This is a genomic window from Ideonella sp. BN130291, from assembly GCF_036231905.1.
GTDB lineage: Bacteria > Pseudomonadota > Gammaproteobacteria > Burkholderiales > Burkholderiaceae_C > CAMLIZ01.
In genome coordinates, this window is record NZ_JAZARE010000006.1 from 55108 (window position 1) to 79911 (window position 24804).

Here is a 24804-nt window from a genome sequence, read left to right on the forward strand (position 1 = left end):
TTCAGGCCGTGACCACCCGGTTGCGGCCTGCGTGCTTGGCGCGGTACAGCGCCTCGTCGGCGCGTGACACGAGCAGCGCCACCGAGTCGTCGGTCTGCCAGGCGGCCACGCCGGCCGACACGGTGACCTGAAGGCCGGCTGCGATGTCGCTCCAGTCGGTGGCTTCCACGGCGGCGCGCAGGCGGTCCACCACCCGCAACGCCTGCTCGGGATCCACACGCGGCAGCAGCACCAGGAACTCCTCGCCGCCGTAGCGGCCCAGCCGGTCACTGTCGCGCAGCGCCTGGCGCACCACCTCGCTGAAGCGCTTGAGCACCGCGTCGCCGGCCGGATGGCCGAAGCGGTCGTTCACCTGCTTGAAGTGATCCAGGTCAAGCAGGGCCACGCAGAGCCGGCCGGCGCCCGCCTGGGGCGGCGTGAGGTGCCCTTCCAGCAGCGCCCACACCGCACGCCGGTTCAGCGCACCGGTGAGTTCGTCGTGCGACGCCAACTGTTCGATGCGGGCCGACGACTCGGCCAGGCGCTCGTTCTGCTTTTTCAGCCGCACGCGCAGCGAGCTCCCGTACAGGCCGACGATGAGGCAGCGGGCCAGCACGGTCAGGTGCGACAGCCACGCCACCGCCACCTCGCCGCGGGTCTGCGGCAGTGGCGGCTGCGCGGCATGGAACCACATCACCGCACCGACCGACGCACTCAGCACCGCACCGGCCACCAGTGCCTGGCGCAGGTTCAGCCGCAGCGTGGCGAAGGTGAAGATCAGGAGCATCACGTTGTAGAAGTGGAACGACGCGGCCGGCGCCAGCGCGGCGAACACCATGGTGCACAACGAGGTGACGATCAGCTGATAGGCGCTGATGTACGGGTCACGGAAGCGCTCGCTGAAGCCGGTGCGCAGCAGCAGGTACGAAATGAGCAGCAACAACACGGACGACACGCCGAAGGCCACCGGCACCCAGGCCGGCAAGGTCCCCAACGCGCTATAGAGCACCAGCACGCCGGTATCGATCGCGCAGCTCGCGCCGATCCACGGCAGGTGGCGCACACGCTGCAACCGCAGGCGCGTGATCTCCGCGCTGGGCAGCTCGGCAGCAGCGCCCTCGGGCACCGCCGAAGCAAGGAGGGAGGAAGAAGACGACATCATCCGTCGGTGGCGTGCACTTGCCGCCGCCGCTCCACATAGTTGGGTGTCACGGCGCGGCTGGCGTCCGGGCAGGCGGTGGCGGCATTGCAGGCCACCGCGTCGATGGTGTAGAGGCGCCGCTGCTGCGGCGTGCCAGGCGTGGAGGCGGACTCGCCCTCGTTGTAGAGGGTGGAGCTGCAGCTCACCGTGACCCGCATGCCGAGATCGGTGCTCAGGTCCAGGGTTTGCGTGGTGCCGGCGCAGGTGGTCCAGCCGCCGCGCAGTGCCTGGTACAGGCCCCACTCGGCGCCCGCCTGGGCGGCCTGCGACGCGCGCGAGGCGTTGAGCTGCTGCGCGAAACCGTTCTGCTCGGCGCTGCCCAGGCGCACCACCGCGGCCGCCATGGCGGCCATGACCACCAGCACCACGATGGCGGCGATGGCGCCCAGGCCGCGCATGGCCGGCTTGCCGGTGCGATGGGCGGTGCGCTGTGTCATGGCACGTTCACCACATGCGCGCCCAGCAGCAGGCTCGCCGTTTCGCTGTTGCGCGCCAGTTCCAGCTGCATGGAGACAAAACCGCTTTGCTGGGTGGCGCCCTGGTTGGGGTCGTACACGAAGCGGCAGCTCCTGACGTTGGTGGCCAGCACCGCGCCGCCCGCCGCGGACCGGCAGGCGCTGGGGTAGGCCGCGTTGAAGCCGTAGCCGGACAGCCGGTACAAGGTGCCCTTGCCGTTGCCGCTGGCGTCCAGCGTGCCGTCGGCACCGCTGCACACGTAGAACACCGCGTTCTGGCTGTTGGGCACCACCACGAAGCGTCCGCCGGTGTAGCCGGTGGGGAACTGCGTGCTCGCGGTGAGCGTGATTCGGTGCTTGCCGGCCGTGGCAGCCGGAGTGGTGACCGTTTGCACCTGCGCACGGTTGCTGCCGGCGTACACGTCGCCCGGGTTCTGGTTGTCGATCACCACCCAGTCGTTGGCCGCGGGGGTGGTGGACAACGCGCTCAGCACATCGAACTGCGTGGTGGCGGTGCTCACGTCCAGTGGCGCCGAGCAGGCGGTGCCGGCGCACCCCGCATCGTTCACCGTGTCCAGCTCGCGGCGAAAGCGCCCGCCGGTGCTGGTGGGTACCAGCTCGAAACACTGGTCGTTGGGGATGCGTATCGAATTGGGCACCGCGATGCGCACATCGCGCTGCATCGCCCGCAGCGCGGTCACCGCCTGGTCGTGCAGGTCGCCACGCACCCGCAGCGCCAGCCAGCTGTCGAAGGCGGGGCGGAAAAACACCACCAGCGTGGCGGCGATGATGCCGCCCACCACGATGACGAGCACCAGCTCGACGAGGGTGAAACCACGTTGGCGCCGCATGCCGCTCATCCCGCGTAGTTGGTGCGCCAGCCGACCAGCACCAGCGAGTCACCACCGCGCGACACGGTGACGGTGATGCGCCGCGCCTCAACCACCCCGGACAGCGGCGTCGTGGTCACCGCCACGCTGACCGAATAGCTGCTCAGCGCCGCGACGCTGGTGCCGTCCACCGCGCAGATGGTGTTGGACGTGCTGTAGCCGTTGTAGTCCAGCACGTCGTTGTAGGTGTCGCGCGCGCAGCCGCTGGGCGCGGTGTTGGCCGCGGCCGCATAGGGCTTGAGGGACACCTCCTCCAGCATCTCTTCCGCGATGGCGAGCATCTGCTGGCGCACGATCGGATCGGCCGAGCCGCGCACCGTGGTGGAGAAGGCGATCAGCACGCCGGTGATCCCCACCGCGATGACCACGATGGCGATCAGCATCTCCACCAGCGTGAAGCCGGCTTCGGAACCGCGTCGGCGATCAGCGCACATGGCCGGTCTCTCCCACCACCACGATGCTGGTGCTGCCGATGGTGATGCTGCGGTCGCTGGCGGTGCTGCCGGCGCCGTCGCTGGTGACACGGCCGTTGGGCTGGAAGTACAGGGTGCCCGCGGGCGACAGGCTGGCGGTGGTGCCGCCGGTGCTGGTGGTGTAGGCGCTGCCGCCATCCGGCCCTGGGAGGCTGCTGCCGCAGGTGGTCGCCGGGTTGTTGGCCGCGATGGTGAGCGTGACGCTGGTGCTGCCGACCACGGCGCACACCAGGCGCCGGTGCGACACCGCGGTCTGGTGCGCATGGCGCAGCGCGCTCACCACTTCGTCGCGCCAGGCATCGCTGCGCAGGCCAAGCGCCGCATCGAACTTGGGCATCGCCACGGCCGCCAGCACGGCGACGAGGATCATCACCCCGATGAGTTCCGGGAGCGTGAAGCCGATTTCAGAAGATCTCGCGCGCATGGACGGTCTTCTGGGTTTCGGGGCTGTAGATGCCGAAGGAGGCGCGGGCGGATGGGTCGGCGGCCCAGCCGGCGGCGCAGCTGCCGTTGCGTGAGCGCAGCCAGGGCTTGCCGGCGCCCGTGGTCGAAGGATGGGTGGACAGGCACGACTGGTCGGCCGTGGTGCTGCCGAGGTTCAATGCGAGGTCGAGGCTGCCGGTCGCCAGCGGCGCGGACAGGCTCAGCGTGCCGCTGCCGCCCGTGATCGTGATCAGGGCAGGCGTCGTGGTCCAGGTGGCTGCGGCCCCTTTGCCGTCGCGCACGTTGGAGCGTGCCACCGCGGTGGCCGCCACCGTGGTGCAGCTGTCGTCGGCGTTCTTGACCCAGGCGCGCGAGGCGGTGAAGTACTCCGTGGTCGCTTGCAGCTGCAGTGCCTGCTTTTCCGAGCCGAAGCCATTGGCCAGCCGCAGGCGGCCGCTGCGCAGCGGTACCGACGCTTGCACCACGGGCGAGCCGCTGGCGGAGCTGGCATCCCCGTCGGTGGCCCCCACGACCAGCGTGCCGGGCGCCGTCTCCTTCGCGGCAAACAGGTAGGAGGCCGACACGTTGCGGGACAGGCCCGCCACGAACGTGCCCGCCGGTGCATGCGGGCCGCCGCTGAGGCTGCCGCCGAGGGCACTGGCCTCGGTCAAGGTTACGCTGCGGCTCACCGGGCTGGTCAGCGAGCCATCGTAGTTTGCGGTCGTGATGTTGCTGGCGTTGCGTGCCGTCACGTCGACCTGGAAGGCCTGCCCTGCACCGCCACCGGTCCAGCCCGCATAAGTGAAGCTGCCGCAGCCGTGGCCGTTGACAGCTGCCAAGCTCACGTCGAAGTGGTGGGGCACGATCTGGACACCCGCCAGCTTGCCCGCCGGCGCCACTGTGGTGGCGATGGACGACAGGCCGCTGCCGAGGTAGTCGGTCACCGTGGCCGTCACGTCCAACCAACCCACTTCCGGCCAGCGCAGCGTGGCGAGCCCGGCGCCACCGCTGAAGGCGCCCCAGCTGGTGGTGAGGCTGGGGTTGGACACGCCCATGCCGGTGGGCGCGCGCAGGACATGGGTCAGGCTCAACTGCGGGGTCGCCTCCTTGCCGAAGTTTGCCGTCGCCGCGTTGTTGGCATTGCGCGCCTCCACCGTCAGAGTGAACGGGTTGCCTGCGCCAACGGGGTTGACCGGCAGGCCGCTGAGCACCAGCGCTGCCGCGGGCGCGGCCACGAAGTCATCGCTGCCAGTCATCACCAGCCCGGCGTCGGTCCCCGTGGCGGGGTAGCGCGCGGCGAGGGTAACCTTGCCGACATCGGCGTACTGCACTGCGGTGGACGCCATGCCGCTGGCGTTGAAGGCGAGCGAAAGGGAGACGCTGCCCGAACCGCAGCTCACGGCACTGCTGTTCACCCGCACCGGCAGGGTTCCGCTCACCGGATTGACGAAGCTGCAGCTGAAGGCCACCGTCTTCGTGACGCTGGCGAAGGCCGGAACACAGGCGCTGCTGGTGTCGGACTTCTTCACCGCGCTCACCGACACCGCCTGCGGTGTATCAGCTCGGTGATGTGGCACGTCGTACACCAGGCCGCTGTCCGCGGCGGTGTACACACACGCGCCGGTGCCGCCCAGGTTGCAGGTGGTGGTGGCCCCCAGGCCGGTGGGCGCGGGCGCCAGGCCGGTGGTGCCCAGCGTGACGGAGCCGGGGCTGGGCAGCTGCATGCGCAGGTTGGCGGAGCTGCTGCCAGAGGGGATGCTGAAGCTGGCGCCATCGGGCCAGTTGACGCTGCCGGTGGCGGTGAGGGTGCCGGTCACGCCTTCGGAGTAGCGCGTGGCGCAGGCTGCGTCCTGGCAGGCGATGACGGTGAACGTGCTGGGCGTGCAGGTGAGCCCGTCGTCATCGCCCGAGATCTCCACATGGTCCAGCGTGACGCCGCATCCGTGCGTGGTGGCCATGTCGGTGGCGACCTGCGCGGCCCCCACCTCGTAGTTGTACAGCCGCACTTCGTCGATGCGGCCGTTGGCGGAGTTGGTGGTGGCACCGGTCGGCGTGTTGGTGCTGCGGTTGTCGCCGATGAACAGGGTGCCCAGGCTCACATCCAGCGAGCCCAGGGTGGTGCCGGTGGTGGTGGCGGCCTGCACGCCATTGATGTAGATCCGCACCGTGCTCTGGTTGGTGCCTGTCTTGAGCGACCAGGTGGCCGCCACGTGCACCCAGGTGTTCGCCGCAAAGCTCTGGGCGCCGGTGGTGGCCACCAGCGTGGTGCCGGCCAGGTCCGACAGCATGAAGCGCAGCGCCCCGTTGTCGTTGCGCTGCAGATAGAACGGCCGGTTGGCGAGTGCCGTTGCATCGACCAGCATCGCGGCATTGTTGTTGGTGTTCCACCTCACGTTGGCGCGGTACCAGAGCGACACGCTGCCGGAGGACGGGCCGATGGCGGAATCCACGTCGAGCGCGGTGTCCACCGCCGCGATGGTGGTGCTCGTGTTGGATGGCACTTCGAAGGCCCGGCACACATAGCCCCCGCCTGCCGCGGTCGTCTGCGAGCTGCCGCCCACGCGCACGCCGTTGTGCGAGTTGCCGGAGCTGTCCAGCACTTCGCCGACGGTGCCGGTCCAGCTGGTCTCGTCCATGCGGTATTCCGCCACCTTGGCCGGCGTGGTGGAGGCGATGTACCAGCGGATCGCCGTGCCGGCGGCGGTATAGCCGTTGTTGTAGGCGTACTGGGTGTAGTCGGCGCTGGACACCTGGACGCCGATGGTGGCGTTCAGGCCGCTGGTGTTGCCGGCTCCGTACTGGTACTTGAACTCACCGTTCTCGTACAGGATCACCTGGAAGGTGTACGGCTTGGTGGTCGAGTACTGATAGACACCGCTCCACGAGATCACGACATAGCGGTTCGGCGCAGTGCCCTTCTGCTGCCAATAGACCTTGCCGCTACCAGCCCGTGAGGGGTCCAGGTCGGTCCAGTAGGCGGCCAGCACGTTGGTGGCCGGGCCGGCAGTGCAGCCGCTGCGGGTGGGTGCGGTGCCGATAGGCATCGCGTCGTTGGTGTAGTCGCGGAAGAGGCCCGTGTCGCTACCGAACTGCAGCAGGCCGTTGGTGAGCACGCGCACAGAGTTGTAGGCCGTGCCGGCGAAGGTGAAGGTGAAGCCGCCGGTGAAGGCGATGGTCGCCTTGTCGTCGTCACCCGGGTATTGGGTGCAGCTGGTATCCCAGGTGACCTGCGTGGTGGCGGTCTCCCAGGCATAGGCGTCGCTGCGGAAGCTGTAGGTGGCCGCCTGCACGGCAGGCAGCAGCGCCAGAAGGACGAACGCTGCCGTGACCCGGCGCCAGCGCAGGGTCACGGCAGCCAGAAGCCGTGTGAACAGCAGTGTCATCCCGAAGGCGTGGCTGCGGCATCACGCCGCAGCGTCGTCGTCAGTCAGTATCAGGGACCAGCGCGCACACCGGTGAAGGTGGCGGAGCTGGAGTTGGGGCCGGTCAGCGTGCAGGTGGCGGTGGTGCCGGCCGGTGCAGCGATGGCCGCAGCGGTGGCGGTGTAGCCGCTCGGCAGGCCGCCTTGCAGCAGGCCGCCGACGTCGTCGCAGTTGTCCACGGCGACGCACTTGTTGGCGGTGACCACGTTGTTGACCACCGCGCAGCCGGCGTAGTTGAGGTTCATTGCCGAGGTGGCGGCACCGGCGACGCCGGCGATGCTGGCGGTCTGCGCATCGCTGCGCATGTCGATGAACTTCGGCAGTGCGGTGGCGGCAAGGATGCCGAGGATGACGATCACGACAATCAGCTCGATCATCGTGAAGCCCTTTTGACCTTGATTCATGAGGTTAGCTCCTAGGTAAGGTGAGGTCAGTGGCAGGAAGCGTCGACGATGTCGACTTCGGGAACATCGCCCAGGCGCTTCGCCTGGACGTAAACGAACTCGCAGGACTGGTTGCCCAGCCCGATGTAAAGGGCCGGCGTGCCGTTGCGCTCGCCGGTCCGCAGGGTGAAGGCGTCCAACCTTGCCGGCCCCGACGCCGCGGCCAGCGTGGCCGCCCGCGCTATGCCGTCGGAGCTGGCCGCGGGCCAGCCGTGCACGCCGGCGATCACCGCGCCGTCCAGCGCCAGCTGCGTGCAGTCGCCCGGCGGGCTGGCGGCCTGCACCGCTTCGCAGCGCGCATGGAACAGGCTGGCCGCCACGCGGGCCGCCGCAGCGGCCGCCTGCAGCCGCCCCGGGCGGCTGGCCTGGCGCAGCTCGGCCAGCCGCGGCAGCAGCAGCGACATCAGCACCGCGACGACGATCAGGCACAACAGGACCTCCAGGCGCGACACACCCGAACAGCAGGTGGGTGATCGCTTCGCAAGAGGTATCGGCATCGTGGTTCATTTCTTGAATGCCACGCGGCCCAGATCCCACACCGGCAGGAACACGCCGAGCGCGAGGATGAGTACCAGGATGCCGATGAAGACGATCATGATCGGCTCGATCTGCTGGGCCAGGGTCTTGAGCTCGTACTGCACTTCGTTGCTGTAGAGCTCGGCCACTTCTTCCATCAGCTCGTCGACCGCGCCGGTCTCTTCGCCCACGCCGATCATCTGCAGCACCACCGGCGTGAACACACCGGCGGCGATGGCCGCGCGCAGGATGGATTCACCGCGCTCCACGCTGTCGCGCATGCCTTCGATGCGCTTGGCGAGGTAGGCGTTCTCCGCCGTCTGCGCCACCACCGACAGCGCCTGCTCCACCGGCACGCCGCTCTTGAGCGCGAGCGCAAAGCTGCGCGCGAAGCGGGCGAGCGTGGCTTTTCGCACGATCTTGCCGGCGATGGGGATGCGCAGCTGGATGCCGTCCCACTGCAGCTTGCCTGCGGGTGTGTGCTTCCAGTGGTGGAAGGCCGCGGCGCCGATCACCGCGCCGCCCAGCAGCATCCAGCCGTAGTCGATGGTGAAACGCGAAGTGCCCAGCAGGATGCGGGTGGCCAGCGGCAGCTCGGCGCCAAAGGCCTTGAACACGCCGGCGAAGGCCGGGATCACCATCACGTTGATCACCGCGATGGCGCCGATCATCGCGATCATCACGAACATCGGGTAGCGCAGCGCGGACTTCACCTGCTGGCGCATGAACACCTCGAACTCCAGGTGCTTGAACAGGCGCAGGAACACCTCTTCCAGCCGGCCGGTCATCTCGCCCACCCGCACCATCGCCACGAAGAAGTGGTCGAAGATGTTGGCGTGCTGGGCAAAGCTCATCGACAGCTCGATGCCCGATTCGAGGCTGCGCCGCACTTCGGCCAGCGTGTCCTTGAAGGTAAGGTTGGTGGCCGACTCCTGCAGCCCGAGCAATGCGCGCAGGATGGGCACACCGGAGCGCAACAGCGTGTTGAGCTGGCGGCAGAACAGCATCAGGTCCACACCAGTGACCTTCTGCTTGAACAGCGCGCGCCAGTCGATCGAGGGCGAATCGGTCGCAGCGACCACCGCGCCGCCCTCGGCCTGGATCTTCAGCGGCGTGACACCACGCGCAAGCAGCTGGTCCGCCACCGCGGACGCGTTGGGGCCGTCCAGCGTGCCGCTGACGCTGCCTGCTGCCGACCTGCCGGTGTACGCAAAACGCTGCATGGCCTACCGTCAGTCGTCCAGCTGGGTCGAAATGCCCATCGCTTCGTCAATCGTGGTGCGGCCTTCGACCACCAGGCGCACGGCGTCGCGCCGCAGCGTCTCGCCGTTCATCTGGCGCTTGGCCACCTGGGTGAACTGGGCGGCGTCGCCATGGTTCATCGCCTCGACCAAGGCTTGGGTCATCTCGACGAACTCGTACACGCCGGTGCGGCCGGAAAAGCCGGTGTCGTTGCAGGCGGTGCAGCCGCGGCCGTGTTTGTAGCGGTGGCTGTCCACCGCACCGCCCAGCTCCAGGCGCAGCCATTCATGCTCGGCCGGCGTGGGCGCCACCTCTTCCGCGCAATGCGGGCACACCACGCGCACCAGGCGCTGGGCCAGCACCATGCTCAGCGACAGCGCCACCATGTAGCGCGGCACGCCCATGTCGATCAGGCGCAGCGGGGTGGAGAGCGCGTCGTTGGTGTGCAGGGTGCTCAGCACCAGGTGGCCGGTGAGCGCGGCGCGCATGCCGATCTCGGCCGTGACCTGGTCGCGCATTTCGCCCACCAGCACGATGTCCGGATCCTGCCGCAGCGCGGCGCGCAGCACGCGGCCAAAGGTGAGGTCGATCTTGTCCATCACCTGCACCTGGTTCAGGCCGGGCAGGCGGTATTCGACCGGGTCTTCGACCGTGATGATCTTGCGTTCGGTGCTGTTCAGCGAATTGAGCGCCGCGTACAGCGTGGTGGTCTTGCCCGAGCCAGTGGGGCCGGTCACCAGCACCATGCCGCTCGGGCGTGCGATCGCGCGGCGCAGGGCCTTGTCCACCGCCGGCGGCAGCTTCAGCTTGTCCAGCGACAGGTTGCCGCCGCTTTGCGCCAGCAGCCGCATCACCACCGATTCACCATGCTGGGTGGGCATGGTGGAGATGCGCACGTCCACCGTGCCGGTGCGCAGCTTCACGTGGAAGCGGCCGTCCTGCGGCAAGCGCTTCTCGGAGATGTCCAGCCCGGACATCAGCTTCAGGCGCAGCGCCACCGCGGTGGCGATCTTCGAATCGGCTTCGGTCTGCACATGCAGCACGCCGTCGATGCGAAAGCGGATGCGCAGGCTTTTTTCCTGGGGCTCGATGTGGATGTCTGAGGCGCGCGTGCGGATCGCTTCCTCGAACACCGAGTGCAGCAGCCGCACCACCGGTGCGTCCTCGGTGGTGGCGCTGCTCAGGCCGAGCAGGTCGCCAAACTCGTCCTGCACCTGCGCCATCTCGGTGGTGAGCGCCTGCGCGAGGCCGGCGATGGCTTCGGTGTTGTGGTACGAACGGTCGATCGCGTTGAGCAGCTGGCTCTCGGCCGCCACCACCACCTCGAACTCGCGCTTGAGCAGGCGCACGAGTTCGTCGTAGGCGTTCAGGTCCGTCGGGTCGGCCATCGCCACCTTCAGGCCCTGCGGCGAATCCTCCAGCGGCAGCGCGCGCAGGCGGCGGGCCTGCACCTCCGGCAACAGCTTGGCCACTTCCGGCCGGGTGTTGCGCGGATCTATCTCCACGAAATGCATGCGCAGCTGGCGCGCCAGCGCCTTGGCGATCTGCGCTTCGGTGACAAAACCGCTGTCGATGAAGATGCGGCCGAGCTTGCGCCCGCTGCGCTTCTGCTCGGCCAGCGCCAGGCCCACCTGCTCATCGGTGATCAGTTGCTCGCGGACCAGCAGGTCGCCGAGGCGGACGCGTTCGGGGCGGGTCATTTTTTCTTGCCCCCTTGGCGAAGTTCTCGGGTTCTCTCGCTGGCTGTGGCGAGAAGCGGGCCGACGGGGCGCTGTGCGCCGCTCATGTCCCCCGGGCCGTACCGGCCCTCCTCCTTTACTTCGCTCTGCACAACGCCCCGCTGTCCCGCTTCCACACCGCCTGTTTCCCTCGACGAGGACAACACCGGTGGAAGGCCGAGTGCAGCGGGTGACCGGCGTAGCGAAGTAAAGGAGGAGGTCCCGGCCGCAGGCTGGGGCCGGGGGACATGAGCGAAGCCGGTCACCCGCTGCGCTCGGCCCGCTCCAACCTCCGAGTGAAGAGAAGCCTTCATCTCAATTCCCGCCCGCCGTTGCGCCCGGCATCTGGGCTTCCGGCCAACCACCATCGCGGATGACGGTGGGCTTCATCAGGATCACGAGCTCGCGCTTGGTGCTCACCTTGGCGCTCTGGCGGAACAGGCCGCCCAGCACTGGCACGTCCTGCACACCCGGCACGCCTGTGCGCTCGTCGCTGCTCTGCTGCACCATCAGGCCGCCGATGGCGACGAACTGGCCGTCGCGCACACGCACGATGCTGTCGGTCTCGTTGACGGTGCTGGTCGCCAGCGGCAGGCGGAAGTTGCCCAGCGAGCCGAGGTCCACGTTCTTCTGCTTTTCCACCACCGTGCTGATGGCCGGGTGCACATGCAGCATCACCTGGCCGTCCTCGTCGATCTGCGGCGTCACGTCGAGCACGATGCCGCTGAAGAACGGCGTGAGCGTCAACGTGGGGGACGACACGCTGCTGGTGCCGGTGCTGGTGGTGTTGCTGGTGACGCCGGTGACGAAGAGCTCGTCGCTGCCCACCTTCAACACCGCCTTCTGGTTGTTGAGCGTGGCGATGCGCGGGCTGGACAGCACCTGCACGTCACCCTGGGTCTGCAGGAAGTTGATCAGCGCGGCGAAGTTGCTCGCCTGCAGCGCCAGGCCGTAGAAGCCGCGGCCGGTGGCACCGTTCTGCACACCGCCGGGCTGGCCGGTCACCACGGTGGTGTCGCCACTGATCAGCTGGCCGGCCGTCTGCAGGGTGACGTTGGGCGCGCTCACGCCCAGCGCGGCCGTGACGTTGCCGAAGATCTTGCCGAAGGCGCCCCAGTTGACGCCGGCCTGGGCGTCCTTGCTGAGCGACACCTCCACGATCTTGGCTTCCAGCATCACCTGGCGCTCGATGGAGAGTTGCACCGCCTTGAGGTACTGCTCCACCTGGCGCAACTCATTGGGCGTCGCCTTGACCACCACCACGCCGGCCGATGGGTTGAGCACCACGCTGCGGCCGTTGGCCGCGCCCACCAGGGCGTTGAGCGAGGAGTTCACCTCGCGCCAGAAGTCGGCATCGGAGGTGGTGCGCACATGGGCGCTGTCGTCCTGGCGCGGGGTGCTGCCGCTGCTGCCGTTGTTGCCCGACGAGCTGCCGCTGGACGAGCCGTTGCTGCCGTTGCTGTTGCCCGCACCGCTCTGCGTGATGGAGCTGGAGCTCACCCGCAGGTCGCTGGCGCCCTGGCGTCGGCCCGGCAGGTAGCTCACCTTGAACAGCCGGGTCTGCACGGTGTTGGGCTGCACGAAGATGCGGTTGCCTGTGATGCGGAAGTCGTAGCCGAACAGCTCGCGCATCGCCTCCATCGCCTCGGGCAGCGTGGTGTTCTTCAAGGTGATGGACACGTTGCCCGCCACTTCGGGCGACACCAGCACGTTGTAGGGCGTGTTGGCGGCCATCTGCATGAAGACCTGCGCGGCCGGCGCGTTGTTGACCGAGAGGTCGAAGCGGCGCTCGGCTTCCGGCGCAGGGGCGGCCAGGGCGGGCGGCACGTGGGCCAGCAGCGCGGCGCTCATGGCCGCCGCGGCGCCCAGGCGAGCGGCAAGCGTGGCGAGGCGGATCATGGTTGTTTTCCTCCGGCCAGGCTGGCCATGGGGGCGGGCGAGCTGCCCGCAGGCAAGACGGCGTGTTGGGTCATCTGCGCATCGAGCAGCAGCAGGCGCTCCACCGCGCCCTTGGCGCTGCGCACTTGCACGCCCTGCGTGTCGATGGCGATCACCGTGGCGGCACCGAGCTTGTCGCCGACGAAGACGAGGCGGTTGTCGACCAGCGCGTTGGCGCGGCCTTGTTGCGGCACCTGCACCGACTGCACGCGCGGCGGCGCAGCCGGCACGGGTGCAGCCGCGGCCGCTCGCAACACGCTGGACGCGGCACCGGCGGCCACCACGGGCGCGCTCAGCGCGGCGGGCGGCCGGGTGGGGTCGGCCGGTGCATCGGCAGCGTGTGCCGGCACGGCGAGCGCAAGCGCCACGCCGAACAGCGACAGGTGGAGAGGGCTGCGGGGCGGTGTCATCAGATCTCCAGCCAGCCGCCGTCCAGGCTCAAGGTGTACAGGCGCAGGGTGAGCACCACCTTCGGGTGCTGCTCCACCTTCATGCTCATGCCACCCCAGAGCACCCGGCGCGGCATGGTCTCCAGCGCCTGCAGGTAGGCCAGCAGGTCGCCCCAGCCGCCTTCCAGCGTGAGCTCCACGCCCTGGCGGTACACGGTGGGGTTGGCGGACGCAGCGCTGTTGAGCGCGGTGGTGAGCGGCGTGGCGGACGCTGCGGGCAGCGCCGGCGCCACAGCGGCAGCGCCTTCCGCGCGGGCGGCCATCAGGTCGGTGCGGGGCAGCGAGCGCAGCTCGCGCACCTGGATGCGGCCATGGCGCGGCAGCATCTGCTCCAGCAGCTCCACCATGCGGTCGGCAGGCACCAGCGTGTTTTCGTAGTCGCGCAGCATGGCCGCTTCGCCATCGACGCGCTGGCGCCACTGCGCGATGTCGGCGCGCAGCTGGCGGTCCTGCTCCGCGCCCAGCGCCTGCAGCCGCGCGGCTTCGGTGCGCAGGGTGTTGAGTTCGTTCTGCGCCGTGGCCAGGCGCACGCTGGCGGCACGCGAGCGTTCGAAGGCGGGCGTGACCCACAGCTTGTCGGCCAGCCAGAACGCCAGCGCGGCCAGCGCGATGAGCATGACCACGCGCTCGCGCTGCGGCCGCACGTCGAAACGCTGGGTCCAGCGCCGTAGCTGGGTGCGCACGCGCGCCAGGGCGTCGTCGAGCATCACGGCCGGGTTCATCGATGGGCCTCCGCGGCGGCGGCGCCGGGCTGCTGCGAGCGCAGCACGAATTCGGTGTAGGGCGCCACGGCGGTGGCGTCACCCCGCGGGTCCACCACCTTCATGCTCAGCTGGGCGAAGCTGCGGCCCTTGAAGCGCGGCTCCGCATTGAGGCGGCGCAGGTAGTCGGGCAGCACGGCGGCGTCGGCCATGCGGCCTTGCAGCTCCAGCGTCTCGCCATCGGCGCCCACGCCGAAGCCGGTGATCCAGAGCGACGCATGGGCCTGGCGCGACAGCGCCATGAAGTAGGCGGTGTAGCCCTCCTTGCGGCCGGCGACCTGCTGGTCCAGCACGGCATGCACACGGCGCTGGCCGGCGTCTGCCGCGCGCAGGCGCTCCAGCTCGGCAATGCGCTGGCGGTTGGCCTCCTGCAGCGAGCCCGTGCCGCCGTTGCGTGCGGTGAGCGTGCGTTCGGTGGCGGCCAGCTGCTCCAGGCGCTCGGCTTCGGCCAGGCGGCGCTGGCTCACCGCCTGCATCGCGCTGGACAAGGCAAACGCGGCCACCAGCGTGCCGCCCACCACCCACAGGCCGTGCGCCGCGCGCCAGCGCTGGCGCTGCGGCCGCAGGGCTTCGTCGTAGAGGTTGATCTGCTGCACCATGGCCTGCCTCATGCGGTGCGCAATGCGGCGCCAATGGCCAGCAGGTAGGCCGGCAACTGCTCGGGCGCTTGGGCCGGCGCCGGCAGTGCGCTGAAGTCCAGCACCTCGGCCGGATCGGCCGGCAGCACCGGCACATACACCAGGTCGCGCACGTAGTCGCAGAACGCCGGCATGCCAGGGCCGGGCAGCACATGCAGCCGCTCCAGGCTGGTGAGCGTGAACACACGCTCGAAGCCGTCCAGCGTGCGCTGCAGCTCCAGGCCGGCGCGGTCGAAGGCGGTCTGGCGCACGGTTTCGTCGGCGTCGGCGATCTGCGCCTGGGTGACGTCGATCTGGCGCGACAGCAGCAGCTCGCCGGCCAGCGTGATCACCAGCGTGCCGTGCGATTCGCCGATGTGCAGCAGCGCGTGGCTGCGGCCTTCGGTGGCGAACAGCGCCGACAAATTGCGCAGCGCCGTCTCCGGCACGTCCAGCGCCTGCCAGCGCACGCCGGCTTCCTCACCGGCGTCCACCAGCGGGCGCAGCGCGTCTGCCGGCGCGGCCACCGCGATCAGCGAGGCCTGGCGGCGCGAGCTGGCGCTGGCCGGCACTTCGAGCACGTCGACGCCGGCGCCCTCGATGGAGAAATCCACCATGTCCTTGAGCTTCCAGCGCACCGCGGCACGCCATTCCTCGCGCGGCACGTCGGGCGCATCCATTGGCAGCAGCTGGTACTGCTGGCGCTGCAGGAGGGCCACGCAAGCGTGGCGCCCCAGGGCGCCGGCGCGGCGCGCATGGCGCAGCGCGCGGGGCGCGTCGTCCCAGGCTTCTTCGTGCACCCAGCGCACCGCCGGCCTGGCGCCGTCGGCCTGGCGCTCCACCAGGGCAAAGCGGGCCAGTGCACCATTCGGCACACAAGCCACCCAGCCGGATCTCGAAGAGGAACGTTTGAAATGGAGCACGCAGGCCCTCGCTCAGTCTGCCTGTGATGGTGCAGCGGGAGCCAGGGCTCACAAGTGCGGAAAAGCAAGGCGAAATGGCCCCAAAACGTGGCGCTGTGCGGTGTTGCACACGCAGCTGCGCCAGTGGGCGCGGCCGCAGCAGAATCGCGCCATGACCCTCCTGGCTTCGCCCCTGGCCGCCACGCCGGCCCCCGTTGCGACCGACAGCGAGCGCTTCGGCAAGCCGCCGCAAGGCTGGCGCCGAAGCCTGCACGCCGTGGTGTTCGAATCCGACACCCCGACCGGCCGCGCCTTCGACGTGGTGGTGATCGCAGCCATCGTGCTCAGCGTGCTGGTGGTGGTGGTCGACAGCATGGAGTCGTTGTTGATGCACCACCGCCGGCTGCTGAGCGCGGCGGAATGGGTTTTCACGGCGCTGTTCACGCTGGAGTACCTGGCGCGGCTGTGCAGCGTGCGCCGGCCACTGCGCTATGCCACCAGCTTCTACGGCGTGATCGACCTGCTGTCGGTGCTGCCGACCTACCTGGCGTTCTTTGCGCCGGAGGCTCAGCTGCTGATCGACGTGCGCATCCTGCGGCTGCTGCGCGTGTTCCGCATCTTCCGGCTCACCGCCTACATGGCCGAGTTCAGTGCGCTGGGCAATGCGCTCACCGCCAGCCGCCGCAAGATCCTGGTGTTCCTGTGCTTCGTGCTGATGATGGTGCTGGTGATGGGCACCGTCATGTACGTGGTGGAAGGCCCGCGCAACGGCTACACCAGCATCCCGATCGCGATGTACTGGGCGGTGACCACGATGACCACGGTGGGCTTTGGCGACATCACGCCGAAGACGGACATCGGCAAGCTGATCGCCTCGGCCATGATGCTGCTGGGCTGGGGCGTGCTGGCGGTGCCCACGGGGATCGTGACGGCGGAGTTCACGGAGCAGCGAAGGGGGCTGGCGCGGGCCTTGCGGGATTGGCGGTGTGCGGGATGTGGGGCGCAGGGGCACGCGGAGGACGCGCGGTATTGCAGGGTGTGCGGCGCGCAGCGGGCGCCAGCGGGCGGGCCATGAAGCCTTTGCCTCGGCAGCCGTTCCAGCGTGACCTGCGCAGAGGGTCGACTGGTCGGATGGGCGAATCCGCGCCTTGTTCCCTCCTGAGCGGGGCTCCCTGCTAGGGGCGAGGCGGCGGGCGCGCCGGGCGGAACCACAAATACGTTGGTGGTACGCGATGCCAAGGGCGAATGTGAATAACCCGCTTGGGCGGGTTATTCATCCTCCGGGGCGGAAGGCCCCTGCGGACCGTGACTGCGTCACGTCCAAGGCAGTCCACTGGACTGCCTTGAGCGAACCACAAGGTGGTTCTCATCCGTCGCATGATCACCAAACGCAAAACGGCTCCCGCAAGGGGAGCCGTTTTTCGTTTGGTGGCCAAGGGCGGAATCGAACCACCGACACGCGGATTTTCAATCCGCTGCTCTACCAACTGAGCTACTTGGCCAAGAACCCAGGAGTATAGCAGCGTTCCAGGACAGCCCCGCTCACAGGCCGCGTTTGTTGCGCGACAGGTCCACACCCAGCTGCTTCAGCTTGCGGTACAGGTGGGTGCGCTCCAGGCCGGTCTTTTCGGCCACGCGGGTCATGCTGCCGTTTTCCTTGGCGAGGTGGAACTCGAAGTAGCTCTTCTCGAACGCGTCGCGCGCCTCGCGCAGCGGGCGGTCCAGCTCGAAGGTCTGGGCCGATTGCGGGCCCAGCGCCAGCGCGACGGGCGCAATGGCCGGCGAGCCCAGCGCGGGCTCCAGGCTCAGTCCGGGCTGGGCGGCGTGGACGGCGTAGCCGTCGGGTCGAAAGGAAGGCGCCGGGTGGCTGCTGCCATTGCCGTTGGGGGCCGCCGGGCGTGCCGCGCCGGGCGGTGCCGGCTTGGCCAGGCCCTGCTCCACAGCGCGCAGCAGCTTCTGCAAGGTGATCGGCTTTTCCAGGAAGGCCATGGCGCCGTACTTGGTGGCCTCCACCGCGGTGTCGATGGTGCCGTGGCCGCTCATCATGATCACCGGCATGGTGAGCTGGCCGCTGGAGCCCCACTCCTTGAGCAGCGAGATGCCGTCCACGTCGGGCATCCAGATGTCCAGCAGCACCAGGTCCAGGCGCACTCGGTCGCGGGCGGCCCGGGCTTGCGCAGCGTTTTCCGCGAGCTCGACGGTGTGGCCTTCGTCGGTGAGGATTTCCGACAGCAGGGCGCGGATGCCGAGTTCGTCGTCTACTACAAGAATGGTGGCCATGGGAGGGTCAGTGCGCCCGGGAGATCAAGGGAGCCGCCGGGGGCGAGGAGGCCTGCGCGGGAGCGAGATTCGAAAATGATAACGAAACTTGCGCACCGGCCACCGCGGGTTCCCCCGCCGTGCCTTCCACGGCGCGGCCCGGCAGGTTGACGATGCGCACCCGCGCGCCGTGTTCGTCGGCGATCTTCTTCACCACCGCCAGGCCCAGCCCGGTGCCCTTGGTCTTGGTGGTCACGTAGGGTTCGAAGGCCCGTTTGAGCACCTTGTCGGCAAAGCCCGGGCCGTTGTCGGCGACCTTCAGGCGCACCGCGCGCAGCTGGCCATCGTCGGTGCGCGCTGCTTCGGTGGAGATGATCACGCGGCCCTCGGGCTTGTCGGCCACCGCGTCCAGCGCGTTCTGCACGAGGTTGTGGATCACCTGGCGCAGCTGGGTGGCGTCGCCCACGATGGGTGGCAGCCCCTCGCCCAGCGAATGCGTGAGCCTGCCCTGCTCCTGCGCGTGCCCGTACAGCACCAGCACCTCGGCCACCAGCTGGTTCAGGTCCAGCGGCTCCAGCCGCACCGACGGCAGCCGGGCGTAGTCGCGGAACTCGTTCACCAGCTGCTTCATCGACTGCACCTGGGCCACGATGGTGGCCACGGAGCGCTGCAGCATCGCCAGGTCGGTGCCCTCGAGCTTGGCCTCCAGCTTGTGCTGGATGCGCTCGGCCGACAGCTGGATGGGCGTGAGCGGGTTCTTGATCTCGTGCGCCAGCCGGCGTGCCACCTCGCTCCACGCGGCGGAGCGCTGCGCCGACACCACCTCGGAGATGTCGTCGAACACCATCAGCCTGGCGTTGCCGGGCAGCGCGGCGCCCCGCACCAGCAGGGTCAGCGTGTCCTGCTCGCGGCCGCTGCCCGGGCCGGTCTGCAGCTCGAAGGAATCCTGCCAGTGGTCGCGCTCGCCGGCTTCCGGGCTGCTGCCGTGCAGCTCGAAGCGCTGCCACACCGACTGGGCAAACATCTCCAGCCCGGGCACCTCGTGCAGCTGGCGGCCGCGGTAGGCGTACAGCGGCATCTTCAGGATGCGCGTGGCACCGGGGTTCACCGTGTCGATGCGGCGCTCGGCGTTGAACACCATCACCCCGGCGGTCAGGTTGTCCAGGATGGTCTGCAGGTTGGTGCGTGCACCTTCGAGCTCGGACACACCGCGCTGCACCTGCTCGCGCGCCTCGGACAGCTGCTCGGTCATGTCGGCAAAGGTGCGGGTCAGCCCGCCCAGCTCGTCACGCGACTGGTACACCGGCTTGGCCCGCAGGTCGCCGCGCGCCACCTGGCGCATGCCCTCGGCCAGCAGCAGCAGTGGCCGCGCCAGCTGGTGCCCCAGCATGGCCGCCAGCAGCACCGCGCCGAACACCGCCAGCACCAGCACCAGCGTGAGCGTGCCCACGTACATCTGGCGCAGGCCGTCGCGCGCCAGCGCGCGCTGCTGGTATTCGCGGTAGGCCGTCTGCAGGGCGAGCGCATTGGCGGCCACCGCCGGCGGCACGGTCTGCACCACCATCAGGAAGCGGTCGTCCCCTCCCAGGCGCAGCTCCGCGCTGGGCAGCAGCGCAATCGCCCGCACCCGCGCCTGCGGCCGCGCCGGCGCGCCGGAAGCGGCTGCGCCGGCGGGTTCATCGTCCAGCCCTTCGAGCTGGCTCACCACGCGGTTCACCCGGGCCTGGCGCAACAGCTGCATCGCCGGACGTTCGGGCGCAAACGGCGCCGACACCCCGCCGGAAGACAGCAGTACCTGTCCGTTGGCGCCCAGCAGCGCCACGTCGCGCACACCCAGCTGCTCCCGCAGGCGCTCCAGCGCCAGCGGCGGCACGGTGCCCCGGCCGTCGGCCAGGCGCTCGGCCGCCAGGCGGGTCTTGTTGCCCACGTCGTTGACCAGGGTGTCCAACGTGCCGCGGCCCAGCGACAGGCCGGCATTGAGCGCGCCCTCCACCTGCACGTCGAACCAGGCCTCGATGCTGCGGGTGACGAACTGGTAGGACACGGTGTAGATCAGCACGCCGGGCAGCACGCCCACCAGCGCAAAGATGCCGGCCAGCTTGAGCAGCAGCCGGCTGCCGAACTTGCCGCGCCGCATGCGCACCGCCAGCCGCAACGCCGCGCCGATGATCACGGCGACCAGCAGGCCGGCCACCGCCACGTTGACCCAGAACAGCCAGACGAAATTGCGCTCGTAGAAGCCGCGGGTGTGGGTGGCGAAGGACAGCACGAACGCCAGCACCATGCCGAAGCCGGTGGTCGCCACCAATGCGACGATCCAGCCCCAGCGTGTCGCGCGAGTGCTCATGTCAGCCCCTCGGCCGCGGCGTACCGAGGCCGGTCCCCCGTGGGGACCTCGCCCGCCTTGGGGCGGCCCGGCGTCGGGCTCGTGCTCACTTCGCGCTCACTCCACCTTGACCACACGTTCCACGCCCAGCACCCAGTCGGCATGGCCGCCGATGCCGAACTGCATGGGGCCGGGGAGTTGGGAGGTGTCCAGCTTGTAGCTGAATTCGACGTAGTAGCGCTCGTCCGGTTCGATCTGGGAGTTGTCGGCGATCTTCCAGCGGGCGCTGCTGGACAGGGCGGTCACCGCCTCCTGCAAGGTGGCATGGCTTTGGGCCAGGCCGCCGAGGCTGACGCGCCAGCTGTCGCTCAAGGGCTGGTAGCTCAGGCGCCAGGAGCGGGTGGCGCGTGCCACGCGGGCGTCGCGCCAGTACCAGCGGTGGCGGTAGACGGTGGCCTCGGCCACGAAGTACAGCGGCACGCCGCGCTGCAGCGCGTCCTCCACCACCCGCGGCAGGGCCACGCGGGCGCTGAAGTCCAGCGTGAGCCCCGGGTCCAGGCGCTGCAGGCTGAGGTGGGTGAGCTCCACGCCTTCGGCCCGCGCGGGCGCGGCGCCAAGCAGCCCCGCCAGCGCCAGCAGCAGGGCCCATGCAGCAGCCCGGCCCCGCATCGCGGATGGCCAGAAACGCAGACAGGCCGTCACGATGCACCCAAGGAAACGCCGGGCCGTTCCCAAGTTTCCTTGACCCCCTCGGGGGGCCTGACGCGCAGCGGCAGGTCTGGGGGCGCACACCACGGTCAACGACGTCTCAGGTTTTATGGAGAAGGGCGTAGAAGAAGCCGTCGTGCACGGCTTCGCTCAAATTGTCGGCCACGGGAAGCAGGTGGCCTGGTGCGCGCGGGTCCACGCGGGGGCATGCGGCACCCTGCCGTTGCAAAAAAGCGTCGATCTGCGCCTGGCCCTCGGCCCGGAACAGCGAACATGTCACATAGAGCAACCGGCCGCCCGGTTTGAGCAGCGGCCACAGCGCGTCCAGCATGTCGGCCTGGATCTTGGCCAGCGCGCGCACGTCGTCGGCGCGGCGCAGCCAGCGCACGTCCGGGTGGCGCCGGACGATGCCCGACGCGCTGCAGGGCGCGTCCAGCAGGATCGCGTCGAAGGGCCGGCCGTCCCACCAGCTGGCCACGTCGCGCGCGTCGGCGGCTTTCAGCTCGGCGCGCAGCTGCAGGCGGTTGAGCGTTTCCTGCACGCGCTGCAGGCGCACCGGGTCGCTGTCCAGTGCCAGCAGGTCCAGGTCCGCCAGCTCCAGCAGGTGCGCCGTCTTGCCGCCGGGTGCGGCGCAGGCGTCCAGCACGCGCGCGCCCGGCGCCAGCCCCAGCGCGGCGGCGGGCTCGGCGATCGCGGGCGGCGCAGCGAAGGCAGGAGCGGCCGCGGCGGCCTGCGGGATGCCGTGCGCCAGCGCCAGCGTGGACGGCGCGGCCGGCGGCGCGGCGCGCTCGGCCACCAGCCAGGCCGGCAGCGCCCGCCCGAGCAGCAGCGGGGCAGCCAACTGGGCTGCGGCGTCCTGCACCGACACCTCACCCTCCTCGAAGCCGGGCAGTTGGGTCACCGGGCACGGCTGGGCCAGCAGCACCGCATGTTCGTCCAGCGCCTGCGCGGCGCGGCCCTGCGCGGCCAGCCGCTGCACATAGGCCTCGGCCGTGCCGCGGCGGCCGTTCACGCGCAGGGTCATGGGCGGATGCTGGTTGTCGGCGGCCAGCACGGCCTGCCACTGCTGCGGCCAGTCCTGCCGCACCCGTTCTATCCACCAGCCGGGGTGGTTGTAGGCGCCCAGCGGCTTGACCTGGGCGGCGCGCACCAGCTCGTCGCGCTCGCGCAGGAAGCGGCGCAGCACCGCATTCAGAAAGCCGGCGGCCGCCGGCGTGCGCTGGCGCGCGGCAGTGACCGCCTGGTCGACCACGGTGTGATCGGGGTAGCTGGCGCCTTGCAGCGCCTTGGGCAGGGGCCACAGCAGGGCGAGCGCCGACACCAGCAGTGCATCCACGTTGGGCGGCGGTGTCTTGGGCGCCAGCGCCTCGCGCACCACCTGGGCGCCGCCCAGCCAGCGCAGCACATGGAAGCTCAGGGCCTGGGTGCCACCGCGCGCCTCGGCCGGCACGCGGGCCAGCACGTCGGTGAGCGACTTGCCGCCGCGCACCGCCTGCACCGCGTCGGCGGTGTGGTCCAGCAGGCGCGCCAGCGGGAGGGAAAACGGGGTCGTTGCGGCGTTCTTGGACGGGGCATTCACGCGGGGCAGTCTATCCCCTGCTCCCGGGCACGCTTTGCGCCGGCACGCGACAATGAGCCCCTTGCCCACCGGCCACCGCACCACCATGACCCGTACCCCGACGATGCCCATCCTCCGCACCGAAGAGGACCTGAACGCCCTGCCCGCGTCCGAGCGCATCCGTTACCGGCTGGTGGGCGCCGACCGGCGCTACCACGCCAACGACAACATCGCCGCCTTCATCCGCGAGGGCGAGCTCACCGAGCTGAAGGCCGAGGTGGAGCAGCAGCTCAAGGGCGTGCTGCAGGCCCTGGTGATCGACACCGACAGCGACCACAACACCAACGACACCGCCAAGCGCGTGGCCAAGATGTTCGTGGACGAGGTGTTCAAGGGCCGCTACGTGCCCATGCCGTCGGTGACCGAGTTCCCCAACATCGAGCGCCTGAACGAGCTGATGATCGTGGGCCCGATCAAGGTGCGCAGCGCCTGCTCGCACCACCTGTGCCCCATCCTCGGGCGGGTCTGGATCGGCCTGATGCCCAACGAACACTCCAACCTGATCGGGCTGTCGAAGTACGCCCGCATCTGCGACTGGATCATGAGCCGGCCGCAGATCCAGGAAGAGGCGGTCACCATGCTGGCCAACGAGCTGCAGGAACGGGTGAAGCCCGATGGCCTGGCCATCGTGATGGAAGCGGACCACTTCTGCATGCACTGGCGCGGCGTGAAGGACGACGAGTCCATGATGACCAACAGCGTGATGCGCGGCGCCTTCCTGAAGGACGCCAACCTGCGGCGCGAATTCCTCTCGCTGCTCAGCAAGAAGGGGTGACCACCATGCTCGTCCGCCTGATCTACTGCAGCCGCGCGGTGCCCGCGGTGGACGCCGAGGAGATGCACGCCATCCTCAAGACGGCACGCACCCACAACCCCAAGCACGGCATCACCGGTGTGCTGTGTTTTTCCGACGGCTTCTTCATCCAGGTGCTGGAAGGCGGCCGCGTGGCGGTGAACCGTCTGTACCAGAAGATCGTGGTGGACGGCCGCCATGCCGACGTCACCTTGCTCGGCTACGAGGAGATCGGCGAGCGCCGCTTCGCCGGCTGGTCCATGGGCCAGGCCAACATGGCGCGCCTGAACCCGGCGCTGCTGCTGAAGTATTCCGAGAAGGCGAGCCTGGACCCTTATGCGCTCAGCGCCCCGGCGATGACCGCACTGTTCGAGGAACTGGTGGCCACCGCGGCCATCATGTGCGGCACCTGAGCCTGGATCAGTCCACCACGCGCCAGTGCACCCCATCGTCGCTGCGCAGGCAGGCGCCGTCGCGCGCCCCCGGCATCAGGCCCGGGCGGTCGGGCAGCAGCCAGCTCAGGCTGGCGGCATAGCCGAAGCGGCTGTCGTGCACCACGTCCAGGTCGGCCAGCTGGCAGGCCAGGGCCTGCGGCGGCAGGCCCTCGAAGCGCAGCGGCTGCACCGGCGGCAACTCGCCTGATTCCGGCAGCGGCGCCACCGCCAGGTCACCCAGCGCGAGATGGCCCAGCCGGTGGCTGCCGCCGCGCGCCAAGAACCAGCGCCGCTGCTCGCGCCGCGCGGCGGCGCAGCCGGCGACCCAGCGCAGGTCGCTCGCCACGCGCGCGAGTTCCGGCGCCCGGCCCGGCACCCAGTGCGCCAGCACCAGGTCGGCATAGTCCGACGGCGCCGGCGCGCCCAGCAGCCACAGCGGGCTTTCCGGGCTGTAGTGCGCCAGCCCCAGGGGCGCACCCAGCAGCCAGTGGGCGCCCTGGGTGTCCTGCGCATGCGCCAGCCAGGCCTCGATGCCACGCACCTGCTGCTGCAAGGCGCCGGCCGACACGCCGATGGCCGGCGACACCGTCAGCGCCTCCGGCCCGCGATCACCCCCCACCCACCGCAGTGGCTTGAGCTCGAACTGCAGCAGCAGTGCATGGCCGAACTGTTCGTTGCCGGCCGCGTCGGTGTGGCGGCAGCGCATGCCGCACAGCCACACCTGGCCCTCATGTTCCCAGGCGTCGAACACCTGGGCATCGTGCACCGGCGCGGCTTCCACTGCGCGCTGGTCGTCCACCGCGAACACCCGCACGCACGCCCGCGGCCGGCCGTCGGTGCCGATGGCCGCATTGACGAAGAACAGCTGCAGCCCGCCGGCCGACAGCGACACCACGTCGGGGAAGGGTGCGTTCACCGGCCCGCTGGCCGCTGTCCAGCCATGGTGGGGGCGCACTTCCAGCGGACGGTGGCCCTCCACCAGCACCGCCAGGCGGTCGTGCCCGGCCCACCAGGGCAGCGGCTGCTCCGGCGCACTGTGCGCCACGCAGCGCGGCAGCCGGGCCTGCAGCGCAGGCTCCAGCGGCTGCGCCCGCCAGCGCTGCGCGCCGGCAGCGGGCGCGCCGGGCGGCCGCGGCACCGGTTGCAGCAGCAGCGCCTCGCCGGCGGCGCCGCGCAGCACCGGCTGGGCCACGGCCAGGAACAGGGGATCGATCTCGGTCGGGTTCATCGCAGGACG

The 24804-nt window shown here is 69.8% G+C and carries 23 protein-coding genes and 1 tRNA gene; 3 read left to right on the forward strand and 21 right to left on the reverse strand.

Annotated features, from left to right (window positions below; genetic code table 11):
• Position 1 precedes the first annotated feature (1 nt).
• The 15 genes from VPH43_RS13870 to VPH43_RS13940 form a co-directional block, all read right to left on the reverse strand.
• Positions 2 to 1138, reverse strand: coding sequence for a GGDEF domain-containing protein (locus VPH43_RS13870; protein WP_328578312.1), 1137 nt, complete (start codon positions 1136 to 1138; stop codon positions 2 to 4).
• On the reverse strand, positions 1138 to 1617 hold the full coding sequence (locus tag VPH43_RS13875; protein ID WP_328578313.1) for an MSHA biogenesis protein MshP: 480 nt from the start codon (positions 1615 to 1617) through the stop codon (positions 1138 to 1140). Before VPH43_RS13875 ends, VPH43_RS13870 begins: the two co-directional genes overlap by 1 nt.
• Positions 1614 to 2486, reverse strand: a complete 873-nt coding sequence (locus VPH43_RS13880) for a prepilin-type N-terminal cleavage/methylation domain-containing protein (protein ID WP_328578314.1) — start codon at positions 2484 to 2486, stop codon at positions 1614 to 1616. Before VPH43_RS13880 ends, VPH43_RS13875 begins: the two co-directional genes overlap by 4 nt.
• A gap of 5 nt (positions 2487 to 2491) precedes the next feature.
• On the reverse strand, positions 2492 to 2959 hold the full coding sequence (locus VPH43_RS13885; protein ID WP_328578315.1) for a prepilin-type N-terminal cleavage/methylation domain-containing protein: 468 nt from the start codon (positions 2957 to 2959) through the stop codon (positions 2492 to 2494).
• The gene (locus VPH43_RS13890; RefSeq protein ID WP_328578316.1) at positions 2949 to 3368 is read right to left on the reverse strand and encodes a pilus assembly FimT family protein; all 420 of its coding nucleotides are present in this window, start codon (positions 3366 to 3368) and stop codon (positions 2949 to 2951) included. The genes VPH43_RS13885 and VPH43_RS13890 overlap by 11 nt, the downstream gene beginning before the upstream one ends.
• Before the next feature lie 34 nt (positions 3369 to 3402).
• Entirely contained in the window at positions 3403 to 6804 is a 3402-nt protein-coding gene (locus VPH43_RS13895) for a LamG domain-containing protein (protein ID WP_328578317.1), read from the reverse strand.
• A 50-nt stretch (positions 6805 to 6854) separates the two neighbouring features.
• Entirely contained in the window at positions 6855 to 7247 is a 393-nt protein-coding gene (locus VPH43_RS13900) for a type II secretion system protein (RefSeq protein ID WP_328578318.1), read from the reverse strand.
• Positions 7248 to 7273: 26 nt separating this feature from the next.
• Positions 7274 to 7717, reverse strand: coding sequence for a hypothetical protein (locus tag VPH43_RS13905; protein ID WP_328578319.1), 444 nt, complete (start codon positions 7715 to 7717; stop codon positions 7274 to 7276).
• A gap of 72 nt (positions 7718 to 7789) precedes the next feature.
• Positions 7790 to 9025 carry a type II secretion system F family protein gene (locus VPH43_RS13910; protein WP_328578320.1) on the reverse strand — a complete coding sequence of 412 codons (1236 nt, stop codon included), beginning with the start codon at positions 9023 to 9025 and terminating at the stop codon, positions 7790 to 7792.
• A 9-nt stretch (positions 9026 to 9034) separates the two neighbouring features.
• A complete protein-coding gene (locus tag VPH43_RS13915) occupies positions 9035 to 10744 on the reverse strand; it encodes a GspE/PulE family protein (protein WP_328578321.1) in 1710 nt (569 codons plus the stop codon).
• 333 nt (positions 10745 to 11077) lie between these two features.
• The gene (gene mshL / locus VPH43_RS13920; protein ID WP_328578322.1) at positions 11078 to 12661 is read right to left on the reverse strand and encodes a pilus (MSHA type) biogenesis protein MshL; all 1584 of its coding nucleotides are present in this window, start codon (positions 12659 to 12661) and stop codon (positions 11078 to 11080) included.
• Positions 12658 to 13110, reverse strand: a complete 453-nt coding sequence (locus VPH43_RS13925; RefSeq protein ID WP_328578323.1) for a hypothetical protein — start codon at positions 13108 to 13110, stop codon at positions 12658 to 12660. The genes mshL and VPH43_RS13925 overlap by 4 nt, the downstream gene beginning before the upstream one ends.
• On the reverse strand, positions 13110 to 13871 hold the full coding sequence (locus VPH43_RS13930; RefSeq protein ID WP_328578324.1) for a hypothetical protein: 762 nt from the start codon (positions 13869 to 13871) through the stop codon (positions 13110 to 13112). The genes VPH43_RS13925 and VPH43_RS13930 overlap by 1 nt, the downstream gene beginning before the upstream one ends.
• Positions 13868 to 14521 (reverse strand): PilN domain-containing protein, encoded by a 654-nt coding sequence (locus VPH43_RS13935; protein ID WP_328578325.1) that lies wholly within the window; start codon positions 14519 to 14521, stop codon positions 13868 to 13870. Before VPH43_RS13935 ends, VPH43_RS13930 begins: the two co-directional genes overlap by 4 nt.
• Complete coding sequence (locus tag VPH43_RS13940) at positions 14518 to 15402, reverse strand: agglutinin biogenesis protein MshI (RefSeq protein WP_328578326.1); 885 nt, start codon at positions 15400 to 15402, stop codon at positions 14518 to 14520. The genes VPH43_RS13935 and VPH43_RS13940 overlap by 4 nt, the downstream gene beginning before the upstream one ends.
• A 199-nt stretch (positions 15403 to 15601) precedes the next feature.
• On the opposite strand from VPH43_RS13940, the gene VPH43_RS13945 reads away from it, so the two are divergent.
• Positions 15602 to 16504: an ion transporter gene (locus tag VPH43_RS13945; protein WP_328578327.1), complete on the forward strand. Its 903-nt coding sequence runs from the start codon at positions 15602 to 15604 to the stop codon at positions 16502 to 16504.
• Between the two features lie 351 nt (positions 16505 to 16855).
• Here the strand turns inward: VPH43_RS13945 and VPH43_RS13950 are convergent.
• The 5 genes from VPH43_RS13950 to VPH43_RS13970 form a co-directional block, all read right to left on the reverse strand.
• Positions 16856 to 16931 (reverse strand) — tRNA-Phe (locus tag VPH43_RS13950).
• A 40-nt stretch (positions 16932 to 16971) separates the two neighbouring features.
• Positions 16972 to 17709, reverse strand: coding sequence for a response regulator (locus VPH43_RS13955; RefSeq protein WP_328578328.1), 738 nt, complete (start codon positions 17707 to 17709; stop codon positions 16972 to 16974).
• 7 nt (positions 17710 to 17716) lie between these two features.
• The gene (locus VPH43_RS13960; RefSeq protein ID WP_328578329.1) at positions 17717 to 20035 is read right to left on the reverse strand and encodes an ATP-binding protein; all 2319 of its coding nucleotides are present in this window, start codon (positions 20033 to 20035) and stop codon (positions 17717 to 17719) included.
• Positions 20036 to 20131: 96 nt separating this feature from the next.
• Complete coding sequence (locus VPH43_RS13965) at positions 20132 to 20716, reverse strand: DUF4390 domain-containing protein (RefSeq protein ID WP_328578330.1); 585 nt, start codon at positions 20714 to 20716, stop codon at positions 20132 to 20134.
• Between the two features lie 106 nt (positions 20717 to 20822).
• Complete coding sequence (locus VPH43_RS13970; protein ID WP_328578331.1) at positions 20823 to 22301, reverse strand: 16S rRNA (cytosine(967)-C(5))-methyltransferase RsmB; 1479 nt, start codon at positions 22299 to 22301, stop codon at positions 20823 to 20825.
• 103 nt (positions 22302 to 22404) lie between these two features.
• Between VPH43_RS13970 and folE the strand changes: the two genes are divergently transcribed.
• On the forward strand, positions 22405 to 23115 hold the full coding sequence (gene folE / locus VPH43_RS13975; RefSeq protein ID WP_328578332.1) for a GTP cyclohydrolase I: 711 nt from the start codon (positions 22405 to 22407) through the stop codon (positions 23113 to 23115).
• A gap of 5 nt (positions 23116 to 23120) precedes the next feature.
• The gene (locus VPH43_RS13980; protein WP_328578333.1) at positions 23121 to 23546 is read left to right on the forward strand and encodes a BLUF domain-containing protein; all 426 of its coding nucleotides are present in this window, start codon (positions 23121 to 23123) and stop codon (positions 23544 to 23546) included.
• Positions 23547 to 23553: 7 nt separating this feature from the next.
• Here the strand turns inward: VPH43_RS13980 and VPH43_RS13985 are convergent, their stop codons facing one another.
• Positions 23554 to 24795: a hypothetical protein gene (locus tag VPH43_RS13985; protein WP_328578334.1), complete on the reverse strand. Its 1242-nt coding sequence runs from the start codon at positions 24793 to 24795 to the stop codon at positions 23554 to 23556.
• Between the last annotated feature and the right edge of the window lie 9 nt (positions 24796 to 24804).